This window comes from Terrimonas sp. (assembly GCF_003075435.1).
Taxonomy (GTDB): Bacteria; Bacteroidota; Bacteroidia; order Chitinophagales; family Chitinophagaceae; genus Agriterribacter.
The window spans coordinates 80,649-98,082 of record NZ_QCZJ01000022.1; the positions used below are offsets into that span (position 1 = coordinate 80,649).

Annotated in this window: 17 protein-coding genes; 7 read left to right on the top strand and 10 right to left on the bottom strand. The window is 40.1% G+C overall.

What is annotated here, in order from left to right; all coding sequences use genetic code 11:
* Window positions 1–299 precede the first annotated feature (299 nt).
* Complete coding sequence (locus tag DC498_RS19890; RefSeq protein WP_116875911.1) at window positions 300–1,619, bottom strand: Gfo/Idh/MocA family protein; 1,320 nt, start codon at window positions 1,617–1,619, stop codon at window positions 300–302.
* Between the two features lie 27 nt (window positions 1,620–1,646).
* Window positions 1,647–2,609 (bottom strand): formylglycine-generating enzyme family protein, encoded by a 963-nt coding sequence (locus DC498_RS19895; protein ID WP_240628055.1) that lies wholly within the window; start codon window positions 2,607–2,609, stop codon window positions 1,647–1,649.
* Window positions 2,610–2,858: 249 nt separating this feature from the next.
* Between DC498_RS19895 and DC498_RS19900 the strand changes: the two genes are divergently transcribed.
* A complete protein-coding gene (locus tag DC498_RS19900; protein ID WP_116875913.1) occupies window positions 2,859–3,791 on the top strand; it encodes a hydroxypyruvate isomerase family protein in 933 nt (310 codons plus the stop codon).
* A 107-nt stretch (window positions 3,792–3,898) separates the two neighbouring features.
* Here DC498_RS19900 and pdxA read toward each other — a convergent pair whose 3' ends face one another.
* A complete protein-coding gene (gene pdxA, locus DC498_RS19905) occupies window positions 3,899–4,996 on the bottom strand; it encodes a 4-hydroxythreonine-4-phosphate dehydrogenase PdxA (protein ID WP_116875914.1) in 1,098 nt (365 codons plus the stop codon).
* Window positions 4,997–5,017: 21 nt separating this feature from the next.
* On the opposite strand from pdxA, the gene rsmA reads away from it, so the two are divergent.
* From rsmA to DC498_RS19925, 4 genes are all read left to right on the top strand, one after another.
* A complete protein-coding gene (gene rsmA, locus DC498_RS19910; RefSeq protein ID WP_240628056.1) occupies window positions 5,018–5,812 on the top strand; it encodes a 16S rRNA (adenine(1518)-N(6)/adenine(1519)-N(6))-dimethyltransferase RsmA in 795 nt (264 codons plus the stop codon).
* A gap of 29 nt (window positions 5,813–5,841) precedes the next feature.
* Window positions 5,842–6,765 carry an NAD(P)-dependent oxidoreductase gene (locus tag DC498_RS19915; protein ID WP_116875916.1) on the top strand — a complete coding sequence of 308 codons (924 nt, stop codon included), beginning with the start codon at window positions 5,842–5,844 and terminating at the stop codon, window positions 6,763–6,765.
* Window positions 6,766–6,975: 210 nt separating this feature from the next.
* Window positions 6,976–7,536, top strand: coding sequence for a transcription elongation factor GreA (greA, locus tag DC498_RS19920; protein ID WP_240628057.1), 561 nt, complete (start codon window positions 6,976–6,978; stop codon window positions 7,534–7,536).
* An 86-nt stretch (window positions 7,537–7,622) separates the two neighbouring features.
* Window positions 7,623–8,012: an HIT family protein gene (locus tag DC498_RS19925; RefSeq protein WP_116875918.1), complete on the top strand. Its 390-nt coding sequence runs from the start codon at window positions 7,623–7,625 to the stop codon at window positions 8,010–8,012.
* A 58-nt stretch (window positions 8,013–8,070) separates the two neighbouring features.
* Here DC498_RS19925 and ruvC read toward each other — a convergent pair whose 3' ends face one another.
* The gene (gene ruvC / locus DC498_RS19930) at window positions 8,071–8,652 is read right to left on the bottom strand and encodes a crossover junction endodeoxyribonuclease RuvC (protein WP_206197703.1); all 582 of its coding nucleotides are present in this window, start codon (window positions 8,650–8,652) and stop codon (window positions 8,071–8,073) included.
* A 14-nt stretch (window positions 8,653–8,666) separates the two neighbouring features.
* On the opposite strand from ruvC, the gene DC498_RS19935 reads away from it, so the two are divergent.
* Window positions 8,667–9,662, top strand: coding sequence for a lysylphosphatidylglycerol synthase domain-containing protein (locus tag DC498_RS19935; RefSeq protein WP_116875919.1), 996 nt, complete (start codon window positions 8,667–8,669; stop codon window positions 9,660–9,662).
* A complete protein-coding gene (locus DC498_RS19940) occupies window positions 9,659–10,453 on the top strand; it encodes a DUF3108 domain-containing protein (RefSeq protein ID WP_116875920.1) in 795 nt (264 codons plus the stop codon). The genes DC498_RS19935 and DC498_RS19940 overlap by 4 nt, the downstream gene beginning before the upstream one ends.
* A 71-nt stretch (window positions 10,454–10,524) precedes the next feature.
* Here DC498_RS19940 and DC498_RS19945 read toward each other — a convergent pair whose 3' ends face one another.
* The 6 genes from DC498_RS19945 to dut form a co-directional block, all read right to left on the bottom strand.
* The gene (locus DC498_RS19945) at window positions 10,525–11,319 is read right to left on the bottom strand and encodes a 3-keto-disaccharide hydrolase (protein ID WP_116875921.1); all 795 of its coding nucleotides are present in this window, start codon (window positions 11,317–11,319) and stop codon (window positions 10,525–10,527) included.
* A gap of 21 nt (window positions 11,320–11,340) precedes the next feature.
* Window positions 11,341–12,915, bottom strand: coding sequence for an N-acyl-D-amino-acid deacylase family protein (locus DC498_RS19950; RefSeq protein WP_116875922.1), 1,575 nt, complete (start codon window positions 12,913–12,915; stop codon window positions 11,341–11,343).
* Window positions 12,916–12,926: 11 nt separating this feature from the next.
* A complete protein-coding gene (locus DC498_RS19955) occupies window positions 12,927–13,769 on the bottom strand; it encodes an MBL fold metallo-hydrolase (protein ID WP_116875923.1) in 843 nt (280 codons plus the stop codon).
* Window positions 13,770–14,585: 816 nt separating this feature from the next.
* Window positions 14,586–15,884 (bottom strand): murein hydrolase activator EnvC family protein, encoded by a 1,299-nt coding sequence (locus DC498_RS19960; RefSeq protein WP_116875924.1) that lies wholly within the window; start codon window positions 15,882–15,884, stop codon window positions 14,586–14,588.
* Between the two features lie 79 nt (window positions 15,885–15,963).
* Window positions 15,964–16,698: a DUF4292 domain-containing protein gene (locus DC498_RS19965; protein ID WP_165813907.1), complete on the bottom strand. Its 735-nt coding sequence runs from the start codon at window positions 16,696–16,698 to the stop codon at window positions 15,964–15,966.
* 94 nt (window positions 16,699–16,792) lie between these two features.
* Window positions 16,793–17,233, bottom strand: a complete 441-nt coding sequence (gene dut, locus DC498_RS19970) for a dUTP diphosphatase (protein ID WP_116875926.1) — start codon at window positions 17,231–17,233, stop codon at window positions 16,793–16,795.
* Window positions 17,234–17,434: the final 201 nt, after the last annotated feature.

Sequence of the window (17,434 nt, forward strand, 5' to 3'; positions counted from 1 at the left end):
TAAGTGAAATGGTTATTATGATGCCGATTTTTAAATTGCCGGAGGATTTAATAAGGCTTTATCCAGGAGTTGCACTCAAATGTTTAACCATTATGTTGTGCGGATTTGTTTAGCAAATGTAGAGGATGAAGTTTCAAAACAAAAAAATTATTGTACTTTTTTAGTTGATGTATATCAATTAATAAAAGCATGCTATACTGTACTTTTTATCAGAGTGTTACAAATTGTTTTTTACTCATGCGAATAAAAAGGCGCTTTATACAAGCGCCTTATAATATAGAAAAATAAATCACTAACGGTTATGCATACTTTGTAACACCCGGCACTGCTACAGGATAGAAACCATCGCTGTTGGGCAGTACAGGAGGAGCCGCGGCAAAATCGTATACTTTAGGATGAATGTCTATACCGGAATTAATGGCTTTATCCCACTCAATTACCTGACCGCTGTAAGTAGCCATACGTCCCAGGATTGCTGTCATCGTACTCTTTGCACCGTTCTCAGCATCCCAGAATTTATACTCTCCTTTAGCGATAGCTGCAAACAGTTCATCGTGCTCGCTTTGATAAGGATTGTTTTCTGTTTTCTTATCAAACTGGTATAATACTTTTCCTTTGTGATCAACAATATTCGCATTGCCGGCAAACAGTTTTCCTTTGGTGCCGATCAATAGCTCGTCAACCTTGTTCATTGTTTTAGGTTGGTGACGGCATTGGCTGTTCAATATAGAACCATCAGCATAATGAAATTCTACAAAGTGATGATCGAAAATTTCGCCATAATCTTTACCGGTTCTTACTTCTCTGCCGCCTATGCCTTGTGCTTTAACAGGGTATCCGCCTTTAAACCAGTTTATAACATCAATGTTATGGATATGCTGTTCATTAATATGGTCGCCGCAAAGCCAGTTAAAATAGTACCAGTTGCGCATCTGGTATTCCATTTCTGTTTGCCCTTCCTTGCGGGGGTGAACCCATACGCCATCATTATTCCACCAGGCCTGCGCTGAAGTGATATCACCAATGAGGTCTTTACGTTTAAATAACTCGCGGTATGAATTCTGATAATGGCGCTGTAAGCCAACCACCACATTCAATTTCTTTTGTTTGGCAATAGCCGCGGCAGCTAATACTTTTTGTACACCTGCAGGATCAGTAGCTACAGGCTTTTCCATAAAAACATGTTTGCCCTGTTTTATGGCTTCTTCAAAATGAATCGGCCTGAACCCCGGAGGCGTTGCAAGAATAACAACATCTGCAAGCGGAATTGCTTTCAGGTATGCATCAAAACCAACAAACTTTCTGTCAGCGGGTACGTCAATTTTCTTGGCATCAATTTCATCTCCTATTGATTTGTAAGCATTGTCTAACCTGTCCTGGAATGCATCAGCCATAGCAACCAGTTTCACATTTTGTTTGGTTGATAAAGCTTGTGTAGCTGCTCCTGTGCCGCGCCCGCCACATCCGATTAATGCTATTTTAATGGTATCATCAGCACCGGAAAAATAATTTGCTTTTGTAAACAGTGGAGCTGCAATCAAACCACCGGCAAGCAGGGATGAACTTTTTACAAATTCCCTGCGGGTTGTTTGTTTGTTATTGGAATCATTCTGTTTCATATGTTTTGTTTTATATAGTTATTGCAATCATTTTTTTAGATACTTATCGTAAAACGCGTTTGCTTCAGCGGCTGTTGGTTGTTGCTGCGGGCGAACAATACGAAAGCCGACAAACATAGCGTCTGTAAGCCACCAGCGGCTTCGTGGTATCTGCGGATCTCTTTTATTCCAGGCTGCTTCTGAATGCTGACGGCTGGCGCTGCGCAGGTTTTCAGAAGCATCGAGATAGCTGCCACCTCTTACGCTTCGCGGATATCTTGTGGCAGGAGGAATTACAGGTTCTTTAGCATCATCACCGATCTTTTCAAAATATTTTTCATCATACTGATCAAGTGTCCATTCAGATACATTGCCTAACATATCATATAATCCCCAGGCATTAGGTTCCTTTTGTCCAACTTTCTGATATTTATTTTTACTGTTTCCTTTAAACCAGGCATACTTGCCTAATTCTTTGGAATCATTTCCAAACGGGTATGCTGTAGTTGAACCTGCCCTGCAGGCGTATTCCCACTCAGCTTCGCTGGGCAGCCTGTAAAACACACCGGTTTTTTTATACAGCCAGCGGCAAAACATCAGGGCTGCATCCTGGCTCATACTGTTTACAGGGAAACCTCCTGTTTTACCCATGCCCCAGCTTAAATCAATATACTGTGGCGTAGGGCGGGTTACGGCATCAACTTCAGAGCCGACAGGTGTGCCTTCATCTCTGAAAAATATATCAAAAATATCATGTGTAATTTCGTAAGCGCCCATCCAGAATGGTTCAAGGCTAACTTTTTTCTGAGGTGTTTCATTTGGTTTCTTGCTCTTATCACTCTCCGGGCTGCCCATTGTAAATGAACCTCCTTGGATAGGAACCATCTTGATTTCAAACTGTGTACCCGGTACTTTTTCGTTATAAGGTTTAAATTCCTGCTGATTATTGACTTGTGCAGATATGCTCAAACTCATTATCGCCAATAATCCCGTAAAGCCATGCTTTTTCACTCGTGTAAATATTTTTTATGAAGAGGGAAGGTAAGAAAAGAAATGATAAAGATTTCTATTTTTTGAGCGTTTTAGCAATGCAAACCATTGTGTCAGGTAATGTAATGTGAAACGTGAAAGATCATTTCCCATGCGCATCTTGCGAAAACATACGAATATGATTTTAGTGATTTAGCACAGGGATATTTAAAAATGTTTCATCATTTTGCCATAGTTTGCTTTACTTTAAGGTTTAAACGACAAATCCATATGCAACGTAGAAATTTCTTACAAAATGGACTTTTAGCTGGTGTATCAACTATTGTTGGATCAAATGTTTTAGGTAATGAAAATGCAACAGTGAATGTTCAGGCAAATACCCGGGCAGAAAAAACTTTCAATATGAATTATGCCCCCCATGACGGCATGTTTAAAAACAATGGAGGTGCTGATTTTATTGACCAGATAAAATATATGTATGACCAGGGTTTCAGGGCAATTGAAGATAATGGCATGACCGGTCGCCCGGTTGAGCAACAAACAAAAATTGGCGAAACGCTTGCTAAACTGGGAATGACAATGGGGGTTTTTGTTGTACCTAAAGGCGGTAACGGAGAAAATACTTTAGCTGCCGGCAAACCAGCGTTTATTGATATATTTTTAAAGGGATGCCGCCAGTCGGTAGAAGTAGCCAAAAGGGTAAACGCCAAATGGGTGACTGTAGTTCCCGGCGATTTTGAAAGACGCTTACCTATTGGTGTACAAACCGGTAATGTAATTGATGCGTTGAAAAGAGGCGCTGAAATTTTAGAACCGCATGGTATAATAATGGTGCTGGAGCCGCTGAGCGATACACCCAATCTTTTCTTACGTACTTCTGATCAAACATATGAAATATGCAGAGGTGTGAACAGCCCTTCATGCAAGATACTCTACGATATTTACCATATGCAGAAAAACGAGGGTAATCTTATCAAAAATATTGAACACACCTGGAATGAAATCGCTTATTTCCAGATTGGCGATAACCCGGGCAGGAACGAGCCAACCACAGGCGAAATTAATTACAAGAATGTTTTCAAATACATACACGGCCGCGGGTATAAAGGCGTAATGGGTATGGAACATGGTAATTCCATCAAAGGAAAAGAAGGAGAAGCGGCACTGATAAAAGCGTACAGGGAGAGCGATAGCTTTCTGTAAGTGAATTAATATTTGCTGCGGCAGGGCAATGATTGCAAATAACTGATTGTAATCATTGCCCTTTTTGTTCCTGTTAGAGCATCAACGTATATACAAGAAGAGATTTTTTAACTTTCTCCTTCTTCTACACTTTCATCTTCAGCGTTCTTCAACACAACGTTTGACATGCGTCTCAGCGGGTTTGAGCGGTTGAAAGCATATTCCGATCTTTGGTATAATATATCTATTGCAGTATATATTGATTGACGCAATGAGGCTTCATCACCTTTGTTCTTGCCGGCAATATCAAATGCGGTTCCGTGATCGGGCGATGTTCTTACAACGGGCAGGCCGGCAGTATAATTTATTCCTTCGCCGGAGGCTAATGATTTAAAGGGAATCAGTCCCTGGTCGTGGTACATAGCCAGTACGGCATCAAATTTTTCATAGCTGCCGCGGGCAAAAAATGCATCCGCGCTATATGGGCCGAATGCGAGTATATTATTTTGTTTTGCTTCTTTAACTGCGGGCTTTATTTGCTCTTCTTCCTCTGTGCCAATCAAACCTTCGTCACCCGCATGCGGGTTTAAGCCTAATACAGCAATCTTTGGTTTGTCTATCCCAAAATCTTTTTGCAGGCTTTCTTTCATCAGCACCAGTTTTTTCAGAATAGCCTGCCTAGTAACTGCAGCCGCAACTTCTTTTACAGGAATATGTTCTGAAAGCAATCCAACCCGCATATTATCGGCACACATCAACATCAGCACATCATCAACCCCAAAAAAACTTTTGAGGTAAGGAGTGTGGCCGCTGAAAGAAAATTCAGGTGACTGCACATTTTTTTTATGAATAGGAGCTGTAACAAGCCCTTTTATATTTCCAGCCTTTAACGCCTGTGTTGCAGATTGAAGCGATTTAACCGCATATTTTCCTCCCGTATCGGTAAGTTGTCCCGGTGTTATGTTTACCTCTTCTTCCCAGCAGTTAAAGACATTAATCTGCCTGGGGTATGGTCTGGCAATATCTTTAAGGTTCTGAAAATTAAAATTTATTTCCGGCAAAGTTTTCCTGTAAAAATTGATCACTTTATTAGAAGCAAAAATTACCGGAGTACACAGATCCAGCAAACGGTTATCTGATAATGTTTTTATGATCAGTTCTATTCCGATGCCGTTCAGGTCGCCACAGGAAATCCCAATTACCGGTTTGTCATTTTGATTTGACATAATTAAAATGTTGAGCTGCGAATGTACACTTTTGTAGCGCTATTTCGTACTTTTAAGCCATCAATGTATACGTTAAAGAAATCATTAGGGCAGCACTTTTTGAGGGACGAGAATATGGTGCTGAAGATCATCGCGGCACTCAGGGAAAATCATTTTCAGCAATTATTGGAAATAGGTCCGGGAGGAGGAGCGCTTACCAAACATCTTATTAATATACCCGGCATTGATTTTAAAGCCGTTGAACTGGATGATGAAAAAATAGCCTTTCTTGAAAATACTTATCCTTCACTGAAAGATAAAATCCTTCACAGCAGTATACTGGATATTGATCAGCCATTTGAAGGGAAGTTTACGGTAATAGGCAATTTCCCTTATAATATTTCCTCTCAGATACTTTTTAAAATACTGGATTGGAGAGATGATGTTGAAGTAGTTGTTGGCATGTTTCAAAAAGAAGTAGCACAGCGCGTAGCGGCAAAACATGGAAATAAAACCTATGGCATTTTAAGCGTGTTGATACAGGCTTTTTTTGATGTGGAATATTTGTTTGAAGTACATGAAAACTGCTTTAATCCGCCACCCAAAGTTAAAAGCGCGGTTATAAGGCTTGTTCCGCGAAAAGCACGCCTGGATATTCCTGATGAAGCAAAATTTTTCAGGCTGGTAAAAACTGCGTTTAACCAGCGCCGTAAGATGCTTCGCAACGCTGTAAAGAGTTTGTTTGATGAGCAAACGCTGGCACAAGCTGTGTTTAATAAGCGTGCCGAGCAGTTAAGTATCGATGATTTCGTATCCTTGCAGCATTTAATGAATTAAAAGAACAAAATATATCTCCTTAAACTTTTATGAAGAAGGCAATTGTTACCGCAAAAGTGCATCAATACCTGATAGATACCTTAGAGCAAAAAGAATATACCGTTGTATATAAACCACAAATAACTTACAACGAACTGGCAGAAGAAATCAGCGATGCGCATGGATTAATTGTTACTACCCGTTTGAAAATTGATCGTGCAATGATTGATAAAGCCCCTGCGCTAAAATGGATTGGGAGATTAGGCAGTGGTATGGAGCTGATTGATGTGACTTATGCGGAAAGTAAAGGTATTCAATGTGAGAGTAGCCCGGAAGGTAACAGGAACGCGGTGGGAGAGCAGACATTAGGTGTATTGCTTTGCCTGATGAATAAAATTTGCTCCAGTAGTAACGAAGTTATGGAAGGTAAATGGATAAGAGATGCAAACCGGGGCACTGAATTAACCGGAAGAACAGTGGGTATAATTGGCTTCGGAAATGCGGGCGGGGCTTTTGCCAAACTGCTATCTTCTTTTGATGTTGAGATACTGGCCTATGATAAATACAAATTTGGATTTGCAGAAGGCAAAGTACATGAAGCAGCACCCGACCAGATAGCCCGATATGCGGATGTGATCAGTATGCATGTGCCGCTAACGGATGAAACTTTTCATATGGCAAATGATGCCTTTTTTAACGCACTGGAAAACAAACCTTATTTTTTAAATGCATGCCGTGGTAAAGTGCATGATACAGCAGCAGTGATCAATGCACTGAAAAACGGGAAGATAGCGGGAGCCGGATTGGATGTGCTGGAAAACGAAAAGCTTGACACTTATACTGCAGCAGAAAAGGAACAGCTTGACTGGCTCACATCGCAGCCCAATGTTATTGTTACACCACATATAGCCGGTTATAGTCATGAAGCTTTTTTTAAAATGGCGAAAGTGGTATTGGATAAGCTTCACTTGTAAAAGCTTCAATATGCTTACGTGAACCACATTTGGTTCGTAAAAAATAATATCTGTTTTGAAAACCATTAAGAAGTTAAGAAGCATTAAGGCTTTTACTTAATTTCCTTAATGCCTTAATGGTTATTGTATTAGAACTAATAGTGTTCCCGGATAATAGTTTCCCAACATTTTATGACTTAATAGTTTGTTTCATTCAATTTTTTATTACTTTTGTCGTCAAACTTAAATGCAACGCTTCGGGGTGAAAACCTGGAGCGTTGTTATTTTTTTACTTTTTATAACCAAAAGAAGTCAGCCATGAGCGAAGTAATGTATGTTACCCAGGAGACTTTGGAGCAACTGAAGGCCGAGTTACAAAAGATGAAAGCAGTTGACAGACCTGCTGCTTCCAGAGCGATTGCCGAAGCCCGGGAAAAGGGTGATTTAAAAGAAAACGCGGAATATGATGCGGCTAAAGAGGCGCAGGGATTGCTTGAAGCAAGAATTGCCAAACTTGAAGGTGATTTAGCCAATGTTCGTATTCTCGAAATTGACAGCATTGATACCAGCAAGGTGAGTATACTTACCAAGGTAACATTAACGAACCTGAATACTAAAAAGAAGGTTACCTACCAGGTGGTTTCAGAAAAAGAAGCTGACCTGAAATCAGGAAAAATTTCTGTTACATCTCCAATAGGAAAGGGTATTTTGGGCAAGCAAATTGGTGATGTTGCCGAGGTTAAAGCACCTGCCGGATTAATCAAATTTAAAATTGAAGACATCGCAGTATAAATGCTTTTGTACAACATTGTAACGGGCGGCTGAATAGCCGCCTTTTTTGTTGTTATTGCTTGCCGCTGTTTAATTATTTTTGTTCTATGACGATATTCTCAAAAATCATAGCAGGCGAAATTCCTGCTTACAAGATTGCTGAAAATGATACATGCTATGCTTTCCTTGATATATTTCCTATGGTGAAAGGGCATACGCTTGTAATACCTAAAACAGAGGTGGATAATTTATTTGATCTGCCGGCAGATTATCTTGCTGAATTGATGTTGTTTGCTCAAAAAATAGCGAAAGCTATTGAAAAATCATTTGATTGTAACCGTTGCGGATTAAGCGTTGTTGGACTGGAAGTGCCACATGCACACCTTCATCTTATCCCGATCAATAGTGCAGATGATCTGAATTTTACAAGAGCAAAGCTGAAATTATCACCAGCGGAATTAAAGGAAGCGCAGGAGAAGATCATATCGAATTTATAAGAACTCGTTTTATCCTCCATCATTAGCTTTCAACCCTCCGCTCTTCACCTTCCTTTCCTCATTTTCCTGCAACTCTGCCCGGGTTATCCGTTACAAATTGCTCCCAGGTAGTTTTTTTTGTTCGCTTTGCAGGAGTTGAAGTTTCGTTGTTGGTAGGTGAACTTAACTGAAAATGATGGCAAATTGCTACCGCCAGTGCATCTGAGGCATCAAAATATGCAGGAGAATGGGTAATATTTGTAATCCGCTGAAGCATTTCCCATACCTGGTTTTTATCTGCGTTGCCATTGCCGGTAATAGATTGTTTAACCTTCCTTGGCGAATATTCTGTAACCGGTATGCCGCTTTGCATTGCTACAGCAATGGCCACACCCTGTGCCCGGCCAAGTTTTAGCATACTTTGCACGTTTTTGCCAAAAAATGGAGCTTCAATAGCAAACTGGTGTGGCTTGTATTTGCTGATTATAGCCTGTACATGATGGTGAATGATAGACAGCCTTTCATAATTATCTTTTTTTGCCGACAGTTTAAGCACATCCATTTCCAATAATTCAATCTTTGATGCGTTTACACAAATAACCCCATATCCCATTACGAGTGTTCCGGGGTCAATACCTAAAATTATCTGACTGTTTTGCAAAAGCTGATTTTTAAATGAAGGTTGCAAACAAAAATATCAAAATTTTCCTCAATGCAGTATTGGGGCCTGCATTGTTCCTGTGGGTTGTATACTCCATATACAAACAGATAGCGCATCAACCTGATCTGCTGCTATCAATGCAATATGTAAAACAGGCGCTTTTTGGACCGCTTGCCTGGAAATTATGGCTGGTACTTTTTCTTATGCTTATAAACTGGATGATTGAGGCGCGGAAATGGCAGGTATTAATGGCGCCATTACAATACATGTCTTTGAGCACATCCTTTAAAAGTGTGTTGGCAGGGGTTTCCTTAGGAGTGAGCACACCAAACAGGGTGGGTGAATATGGAGGCCGAATGTTATACATATATGAAGACGTGAGATTAAAATCAGTATCTATGTCTTTGCTGGGCAACATGAGCCAGTTGATTATAACATTGCTGCTGGGGTGTGCCGGGTTATTTATTCAGAAAGATATTGTTTATACAGCGTGTGCAGGTTACAATATTCCCTACAACTGGTTTATTATTTTCAACTGGATGGCTGTTATTATTACTATACTGGTGGTGGTATTATATTTTAGATTCGGCTGGATTGTAAGTATAGCTACTCCTATACGATTCATTAATAAATGGCTGGCAAAAATGAATGGCTTATATGGTGTGAGTGTTACAATTTTGTTAAGAGTGCTGGTCTTATCTGCGGTACGTTATGTTGTGTTCGTCTGTCAATATATCTTAATGCTTCAACTGATGCATGTTGACCTTAATATAACAGATGCATTCTGGTTGATAACTGTATTATATCTTATATTAGCAGTTATTCCAAGTGTAACCCTGCTTGAACTGGGAATGAGAGGAATGATTGCTGTATTGCTGTTTGAAGGGTTTAGTGAAAATACACTGGGTATATATGCAGCGTCAGCAGGAATATGGTTTGTCAATCTTATTATACCGGCTATTGCAGGGGGTTTATTAATGCCAGGATTAAAATTATTTAACAGGTCATGAGGCGAAAATTATTGATATCATTTTTGTTGATCATAACTGCTATACGTCTTAATGCAGGCGCTGATTTTTGTGGTATACGCAATACCTGTTTTTCTTCCGGAGAAAAAATAATTCTGAAGGTATACTATAACGCGCTGGGGTTATATGTGGATGCAGGGACTGCTATCTTTAACACAACCCTGGAAAATTATAATGGTAAAACAGTTTATCACGCGGTGGGCGAAGGTTATTCAAACAGCTCTTACGACTGGATATTTAAAGTAAGGGACAGGTATGAAACCTATATGGATACCGCCACACTTAAACCTTACCGTTTTATCAGGAATGTAGAAGAGGGAAAATATAAAAAGCATGAAAATGCCAGCTTTAACCATGAGGCAAATAGTGTGGTAACTACAAAGGGGGTATTTAAAACACCCGATTGCGTACAGGATGTTATAAGCGCTGTTTATTATGCCCGTAATATCAATTTTGACAGTTATGCAGTGAATGATAAAATAAACCTGAGTGTTTTTCTTGATGATGAAATTCATAATATCTATGTCCGGTATATGGGTAAGGAAACGATCAAGACGCGATATGGGAAATTCCGTGCAATCAAATTCAAGCCATTGCTTATTAAAGGAAGCATGTTTGAAGGTGGCGAAAAAATGACAGTGTGGGTTAGTGATGACGCCAATCATTTACCGTTGCGCATAGAAAGTGAGATAGTGGTAGGTAGTGTAAAGGTTGATATGATGGGCTACCGCAATTTGAGATACCCGTTGAGTTCGTTGATAAAGTTTAGATGAAAGGGTTTATGGTTTGTAGTTTAAGGTTTGTAATTTGAACCATAAACTACAAACAGCAAACATTAAATTTTTCATTTTTTCGGTTCTTCCAGTACCCGTATTTCCACCAGCCTGAAATCAATTTCCTGGCCTTCACTTTGCAGTGCAATAAACCCTTCTTTTAAAAGTTTGCCATCAATCTTTATTGTAGGATCATAACGGTTGGCAACACCTCCTCCGATTTGTGGTTTGGAATATTGTAATACAGTGTCGCCATTAATGATGTGCGTGATGAGTGAATCACCTAATACTATGGCTTCGGCTCTTACCCATTGATCGCCATCATACGTTTTTGAAGTAGATTCTATGCAATGCCTTGGGTCAATTCTGCCCTGGTATACCACATCTGTTCCGGGCGAACACATATTACCCGTAGGGCGTGAGTTGCCGTCTCCAAGTCCGCCTAAAAATTGCATTTCTACAGAAATAGGCCAGTCCTGTTCTTTTGGCATAGTGCGTGGATCCTGCGAATGCAGCATTACACCACTGTTCCTGATGGTATAGCCGGGTGCATCCTTGCGCCATATACCTGTAAACCTGTACTCCACCACAAGATGATAATAAGAGTAAGGCGTTTTAAAGTAGAGATGCCCGTATTGCTCATTGAATTTATCATATTGATCATAACGCACTTTGATCATTCCGTCTTCCACGCGAAATGTATTTCCATAATTTTCTCCCACTTCATGATGATGAATTTTTACAATCCAGTCATTGATATCTTTTCCATTAAATAATGGTATCCAGTCAGCTTTGTTGGCATCTGTTTGAGAAAAACCGTGTATGCTTAAAACTGAAAGACAAAAACAGGTGATTAGCTTCTTCATATTGATATAATAACTTTTAAATTATTCTTTTCCCGGTCCATATAACGGTCTGCCATTTCTGGTGCCATTATGTTGTCCGTTGTTTACTGTTATGTCGCCATTTACTATTACATATTTAAATCCTGTTGAATAGGCATGCGGCTTTTCAAAAGTGGCATTGTCCTGCACCGTATTTTCATTAAAGATAACAATGTCGGCAAACATACCTTCCCTGATTAGTCCCCGCCCATGCAGTTGAAATTTTTGAGCGGGAAGAGATGTCATTCTTCTGATAGCTTCTTCTAAGCTGATCACTTTTTCAGTACGAACATATTTTGCAAGTACTCTTGCATTGGTTCCATACCCGCGGGGATGGGGCATTCCCTCACCGAATACGCGGATGGAAGCGTCGCTTGCAAACATATTGAAGGGGTATTGCATGATACGTTTTACATCATTTTCGCTCATGCCATGAAAGACTGCGCCGGCGCCGCCATTTAGCATAATATCAATTACTGTTTCCGCTTCCTGTTTTGCTTTATGTTTTCTGCCTTTTAACAGGTTGATCTGCTCTATACTTTTGCCATTATAGGTACTGTCTGGCTTATAACTGGCTACAACCGCGTAGCTGAAATGCTTGAGTTTTCTTTTTTTCAGTTTGGCGAGCATATAATCAATCACATAGGTTTTGGTTACAGGCCTTTGCAGGCGTGCAACAATGGAGTCCTGCCCGTCAGCCAAAATTTCATCAGGCAGTAATGTGCTGATAGAAGTGCTGCTGGCTGTATAAGGATACTGGTCAATGGTTACATCAACACCTTCGTTTCGCGCTTTTTCAACCATGGGAAGTGTTATCGTGCTTCTTCCCCAGTTTTGCTGACCGCTTACTTTAAAATGTGAAATTTCAACAGGCATATGAGCTTCTCTTCCTATGGCGATAGCTTCATCAATAGCATCGGTCACGTTATCGCCTTCATCCCTGATATGTGATGCATATACTCCACGAAATTTCGCGGAAGCTTTAGCAAGGCTTAATACTTCAGATGTTTTACTGTAAGTGCCGGGTATATATATCAACCCGGTTGATAATCCTACGGCACCATCCTTCATCGCCTTTTCTACCAACGCTTCCATCTTTTGTAATTCTTCGGGAGTGGCATCACGGTTGGCACGTCCCATAATGGCTTTTCTTACATCGTTATGACCTATCAGCGAAGCAACGTTGATGGATAAACGAAGAGAGTCAAGAAAATCAAAATACTTTGCTATGTCAACGTTTGACGCGCCGCAGTTGCCTGCTACTACTGTGGTTACTCCATCATAAATAAAGCTTTCAGCGCCCGGCGCTTTTGCTTCATCTCCTTCAATATGTGTATGCACATCAATAAAACCCGGCGCAATGATCAACCCGGATGCATCAATTGTTTTGGGTGAGGTAAAATTCAGAGATTTTCCTACGCTGATAATCTTATCCCCTTTTATAGCCACATCTCCATAATACCAGTTATTGCCGGTGCCATCAATGATCTTCCCGTTTTTAATAAGCATATCACATTGCTCCTGCGCGGAGATAAAAACTGGAAACAATAAGCATAAAAAAACTATTCGCTTAAACATACGAAAGAAAACTATTTTAGATCATCAAGTTTGAAAGTGTCTTTTACCCGGATACCTTTTTCTGTCATGGTAAGCGTACAGCATTCTTGAAATGGGTCGTGTTCAAAAAAGAGAATGAAATTATTTTGCAGCGCTTCCTGCAGGAAAGCTTTCTTTTCCTGCAGCGTAGTTAAAGGAAACATATCGTACGCCATAACATAGGGAATGGGTATATGCCCGGTTGATGGTAAAAGATCGGCCATGTACACAATGGTGCGTCCCCTGTAGCTGATCTGCGGCAGCATCATGCCTTTTGTATGCCCGTTTACAAAACGAACGCTTATGTTTTCGGTGAAAGATATATCTTCAATTACTTCAATCATTTTCAGTTTACCGCTGTCCTGTATCGGTTGAATATTTTCTTTCAGGAAAGAAGCTTTTTCTCTGTCGTTTGGTTTGATGGCCCATTGCCAATGTTGCTCATTGCTCCAGTAGGTGGCATTTTTAAAGGCAGGCACCATTTTATTGTTTTCTATCACAATAGCACCGCCCACATGATCAAAGTGAAGATGGGTTAAAAAAACATCAGTAATATCATTACGGTGAAACCCGGATTCTGCCAGCGATTTATCCAGCGAGTGATCTCCATGCAGATAATAATGACCGAAAAATTTCGCATCCTGTTTATTGCCCACGCCGGTATCTACAAGAATCAGCCTGTTGCCATCCTCAATCAAAAGACAACGCAGTGCCCAGGTGCATAAATTATTTTCATCTGCCGGGTTAAGTTTGTTCCACATACTCTTAGGAACTACACCAAACATTGCGCCGCCATCTAATTTAAAAAAGCCTGTATTGATAGAATATAATTTCATGATGCTAAATGTAAAATTCAATAGTGTTAATCAGCTATCGAATTTACTATATAATGTGTTATGGAGAGCGGTGTAATGTATTAAAAGTATGGACTGCAATCGTCCTTTCGATCCTGCCTTCATGAAGATTAGAATGAATGAATGTAGCGACGGAAGAGCACTTTTCTCACCGAAGGTAAACCTGCCTGCCGGCAGGCAAGTCTGTTAGGCAGTAATGTAAAAGTTGAGCATTAGTACAAATGCCCGGCAGATTTCTCCCTCGCGTAAGAGTGATTATAGCATAATGCCCGTGTTGGCCCGGTTATAATGACATCATTATGGATGAATTGAAAAACAGGTTTCCTGCGTTGCGCCGTGTGTATAATGATTTAGCATTACAACAAATACTTTTTATAGAATAGCCACGGAATACACTGATGATACTGATAAACACCGATACATTCCGTAAATATCCGCCATATCCGTTTTATCCGTGTTCCATTCTGCGTATTGGGCATGCCCGAAGTTATTTTTAAATAACCCCTGATATATTTCCTGCCACGAATTCCGGCGAAACAGGATTTGCTACACAAAGCGCCACAAAGCATGCACAAAGTTACACAGAGCTATTTATTATTCTTTGTGGCTCTTTGTGTAGCCTTCGTGTACCTCCGTGAAATAACCAGTGAATAATGCAACCGGTAAGCCGGGAACTTATAAGCTGTAACCTGCATCCTGCCGCATAGCGGCTAACTGTTTGTAGAAAGAAAGCAAATGTCATCCTTATATTTTTCCTGAATCAGGTTTGGTACCCGAGATGAACGTATAGCCTGTATCTTATCGCGGCTTGATCCAGTCTTCAGGATTAAGGTACTTAGGCTTGTCACCAACTACAACATTCACTACAAACAATACCTTGCCAATGCCATCTTCGTCTTCTGATTCGGCAGCTCTTCCAATAACCTGGCCAAGCTTAACTTCACTGCCCTTGCTTACCGGTATGCCGGTAAGATTATAATAGGTGGTTAGATATTTGCCATGCCGGATAGTAACAGCAGAAACCTCACCAAAATTGTGAACAGAAGATACAGTGCCTTCATATACTGCTTTTACAGAAGCGCCAATATCGGTTTGAATATAGATGCCAATATTATCTTCATATAGTTTTGTATCTTCTATACGCTGCCGTCCAAAATGTCCTGTTATTTCACCTTTGCTTACAGGCCAGGGTAATTTTCTCCTGTTATTCTCAAAACCCATTGATACTGCGGTTACCTCCGGCGTGTTTTCAAGTGTGCTGGCTGACCTGGTTCTTGCAGGAGCCGCGGTTGCCGTGCTGCCGGATGTTTTATTGGCTGCTGCTGCTTTTGCCGCTGCTTCACGTTTAGCTTTTTCCTCTTTTTCAGCGGCCAGTATTTCTCGTTTAATAATGGCGGCTATAGAGCTTTTAATATTATTTTCCAGTTTCTTTTTGGAAGTCAGTTGTTTTTCCAGCTCCTTTTCTTTTGTTTTCAGACCAGATAAAACAACATCTTTTTCCCGCTTTTCATCTTCCAGCTTTTTCATCTGGGCGCTTTGCTCAGTCAGCGTTTTAGCTTTCAGATCTTTGTTCTCTGCGAGGGATCTGTTTTTTTGCTCTAATAAAATATGCGTTCTTGTAATGTTATCTACCTGCTTTTCGCGATAGTCCCTGTACGACTTGAGATAGGTTACACGTTTGACGGCATCATTAAAACTTACCGCGGAAAAAATAAAATTGAGCATATCATAACTGCTCCTGTTTTTATAAGCGTATTCTATTGTTTTAGCATATTGCTGTTTCAATGTGTCCAGCTCCTTGGTAAGCCTGTATATTTCCCGGTTATTGGTAAAAATATCTTCATCTATCAGGCGAACCTGCCTGTTGATGGTTTCTATAATGGCATCTCTTTTTTTGATCAGGTTGCGTATACGGGCTAACTGATCAAGGCTTTCTTTCTTACTTTTCTTAACCGAGTTCTGTGATTGCCTTAATTCTTCAATTTCTTTCTGAATCTGTTTTCGCTGGTTTTCAAGTTCATCTTTTGTTTGGGATAGCGTTGGGGTTGCCCAGGCGGCAAAAAATACAACGAGGATGATTGAAACAAGATTACGCATGCCAGAATTTTTATTGAATAAAGGGTGTTCTGCAAATAACGATACTAAATAAACAGGATTGCACTGTTTATTGTTAAAATTATTTCACTTTATAATTCTTCGGTATGTTAAACGGAAAATTTAACGGTTTATCAAACTCTGCCTGTTTGATGTTAAGGCTTATTTCAAGTCTTGTTTTTTCAGCAACGGCAATCTTCCGGTCTCCCGAAAATAATCTTCCCTCAATATTTATATAATCATTATAAGTGAAATCGGCTGTTCTGTTCCGGGTGGCGTCTACATCGTCCAGCTTGCTATGCAGTATGGCAAAATCATCTTTGCGCATAGTAAGCAGTTGTTTAAAAACGCTGTCTGCCGTAGATAAAGAAACAGAACTTTCCGTTTCTTTATACATCAGTACATTGGTGCTGTCAAGAAAAACAGGATTACCCACTATAATATCCTGCAGCGTAAAAAAATTAACCGGTAATTTTATGAGTTCTTTTATATAGTTAACGGATTGAAGCTGCACTTCTTTATCAAGACTGTTACGGATCTTCACACTGTCAGGTGTAATATATACCCGGAAAGCCTCAATACCTAAGGCTGCTATGATAGATATCCAGATTATACTATCCTTCTGTATTCTTACAAATGCGTTGAAGTCATAATTCCTTTGCTTACTATCCTTGTAATCAACCTTGATTTTTGAAGCAAATGTTTTGAAATCTACATGATTCGAGCGGATTTTTTCAAAAGCGGTATGCACCAATTTTGCCGAATCGGTTTCAGCGGGATTTACAAGCAGGGTGATTGTAGTATCTTTTTTAGTCATAGCCGATTGCAGTTTTTTTGAACTGCGGCAGCTATAAATAGTTACGGATAATAGCAATATGACTCCAATGATCTTTACATGCATCTGCTTCTCATTAATTTTTGCCCGTGTGACCGAAGCCGCCTTCATTACGGGTTGTTACGCTAATCATGTCAACAGTTTCCCATGTACATTGCTCAACTTGCTGAATAACCAGTTGGGCAACCCTGTCGCCCGGTAAAATAGTCTGAGGATCGTTGGACAGGTTGATCAGGATGACTTTTACTTCACCACGGTAATCCGCATCTATTGTTCCGGGTGTGTTGAGGCAGGTAATGCCCTGCTTAATGGCTAAACCGCTACGGGGGCGAACCTGCACTTCGTAACCTTCAGGAATTTCCATGAACAATCCCGTAGGTATTAAAGTTCTTTCAAGCGGTTGTAAAGTTACCGGCGCGGTAAGATGCGCTCTTACATCCATTCCTGATGCACCTGTTGTAGCATAAGAAGGCAATGGATTATCTGATTGGTTAATGACTTTTATGATTACTGGCATTGGGCAAAAATAAGGGTTTGAATTGGTTTAAGCTATCAGCGGTCAGGTATCAGCTGTCAGCTATCAGCGTTTGCTGTCATGTCCTGAAAAAAGTAGACACTATTACTACTATTACCCTTTTTCTTTTTTTTGTTACTTTTTTTCTTTTTACAATCCACATTTTAATTGTGGATTATTATAAACTTATTTGATTTACAGCTA

Excerpts from the sequence above, each read along its gene's own strand:
- DC498_RS19915 (WP_116875916.1), top strand. The coding sequence starts at position 5,842 with ATGAAGAAGGCAATTGTTACCGCAAAAGTGCATCAATACCTGATAGAT.
- DC498_RS19960 (WP_116875924.1), bottom strand. The coding sequence starts at position 15,884 with ATGCGTAATCTTGTTTCAATCATCCTCGTTGTATTTTTTGCCGCCTGG.
- DC498_RS19950 (WP_116875922.1), bottom strand. The coding sequence starts at position 12,915 with ATGTTTAAGCGAATAGTTTTTTTATGCTTATTGTTTCCAGTTTTTATC.
- DC498_RS19935 (WP_116875919.1), top strand. The coding sequence starts at position 8,667 with ATGAAGGTTGCAAACAAAAATATCAAAATTTTCCTCAATGCAGTATTG.
- DC498_RS19945 (WP_116875921.1), bottom strand. The coding sequence starts at position 11,319 with ATGAAGAAGCTAATCACCTGTTTTTGTCTTTCAGTTTTAAGCATACAC.
- rsmA (WP_240628056.1), top strand. The coding sequence starts at position 5,018 with ATGTACACTTTTGTAGCGCTATTTCGTACTTTTAAGCCATCAATGTAT.
- DC498_RS19925 (WP_116875918.1), top strand. The coding sequence starts at position 7,623 with ATGACGATATTCTCAAAAATCATAGCAGGCGAAATTCCTGCTTACAAG.
- DC498_RS19940 (WP_116875920.1), top strand. The coding sequence starts at position 9,659 with ATGAGGCGAAAATTATTGATATCATTTTTGTTGATCATAACTGCTATA.
- dut (WP_116875926.1), bottom strand. The coding sequence starts at position 17,233 with ATGCCAGTAATCATAAAAGTCATTAACCAATCAGATAATCCATTGCCT.
- DC498_RS19955 (WP_116875923.1), bottom strand. The coding sequence starts at position 13,769 with ATGAAATTATATTCTATCAATACAGGCTTTTTTAAATTAGATGGCGGC.
- pdxA (WP_116875914.1), bottom strand. The coding sequence starts at position 4,996 with ATGTCAAATCAAAATGACAAACCGGTAATTGGGATTTCCTGTGGCGAC.
- DC498_RS19900 (WP_116875913.1), top strand. The coding sequence starts at position 2,859 with ATGCAACGTAGAAATTTCTTACAAAATGGACTTTTAGCTGGTGTATCA.
- DC498_RS19890 (WP_116875911.1), bottom strand. The coding sequence starts at position 1,619 with ATGAAACAGAATGATTCCAATAACAAACAAACAACCCGCAGGGAATTT.
- DC498_RS19965 (WP_165813907.1), bottom strand. The coding sequence starts at position 16,698 with ATGACTAAAAAAGATACTACAATCACCCTGCTTGTAAATCCCGCTGAA.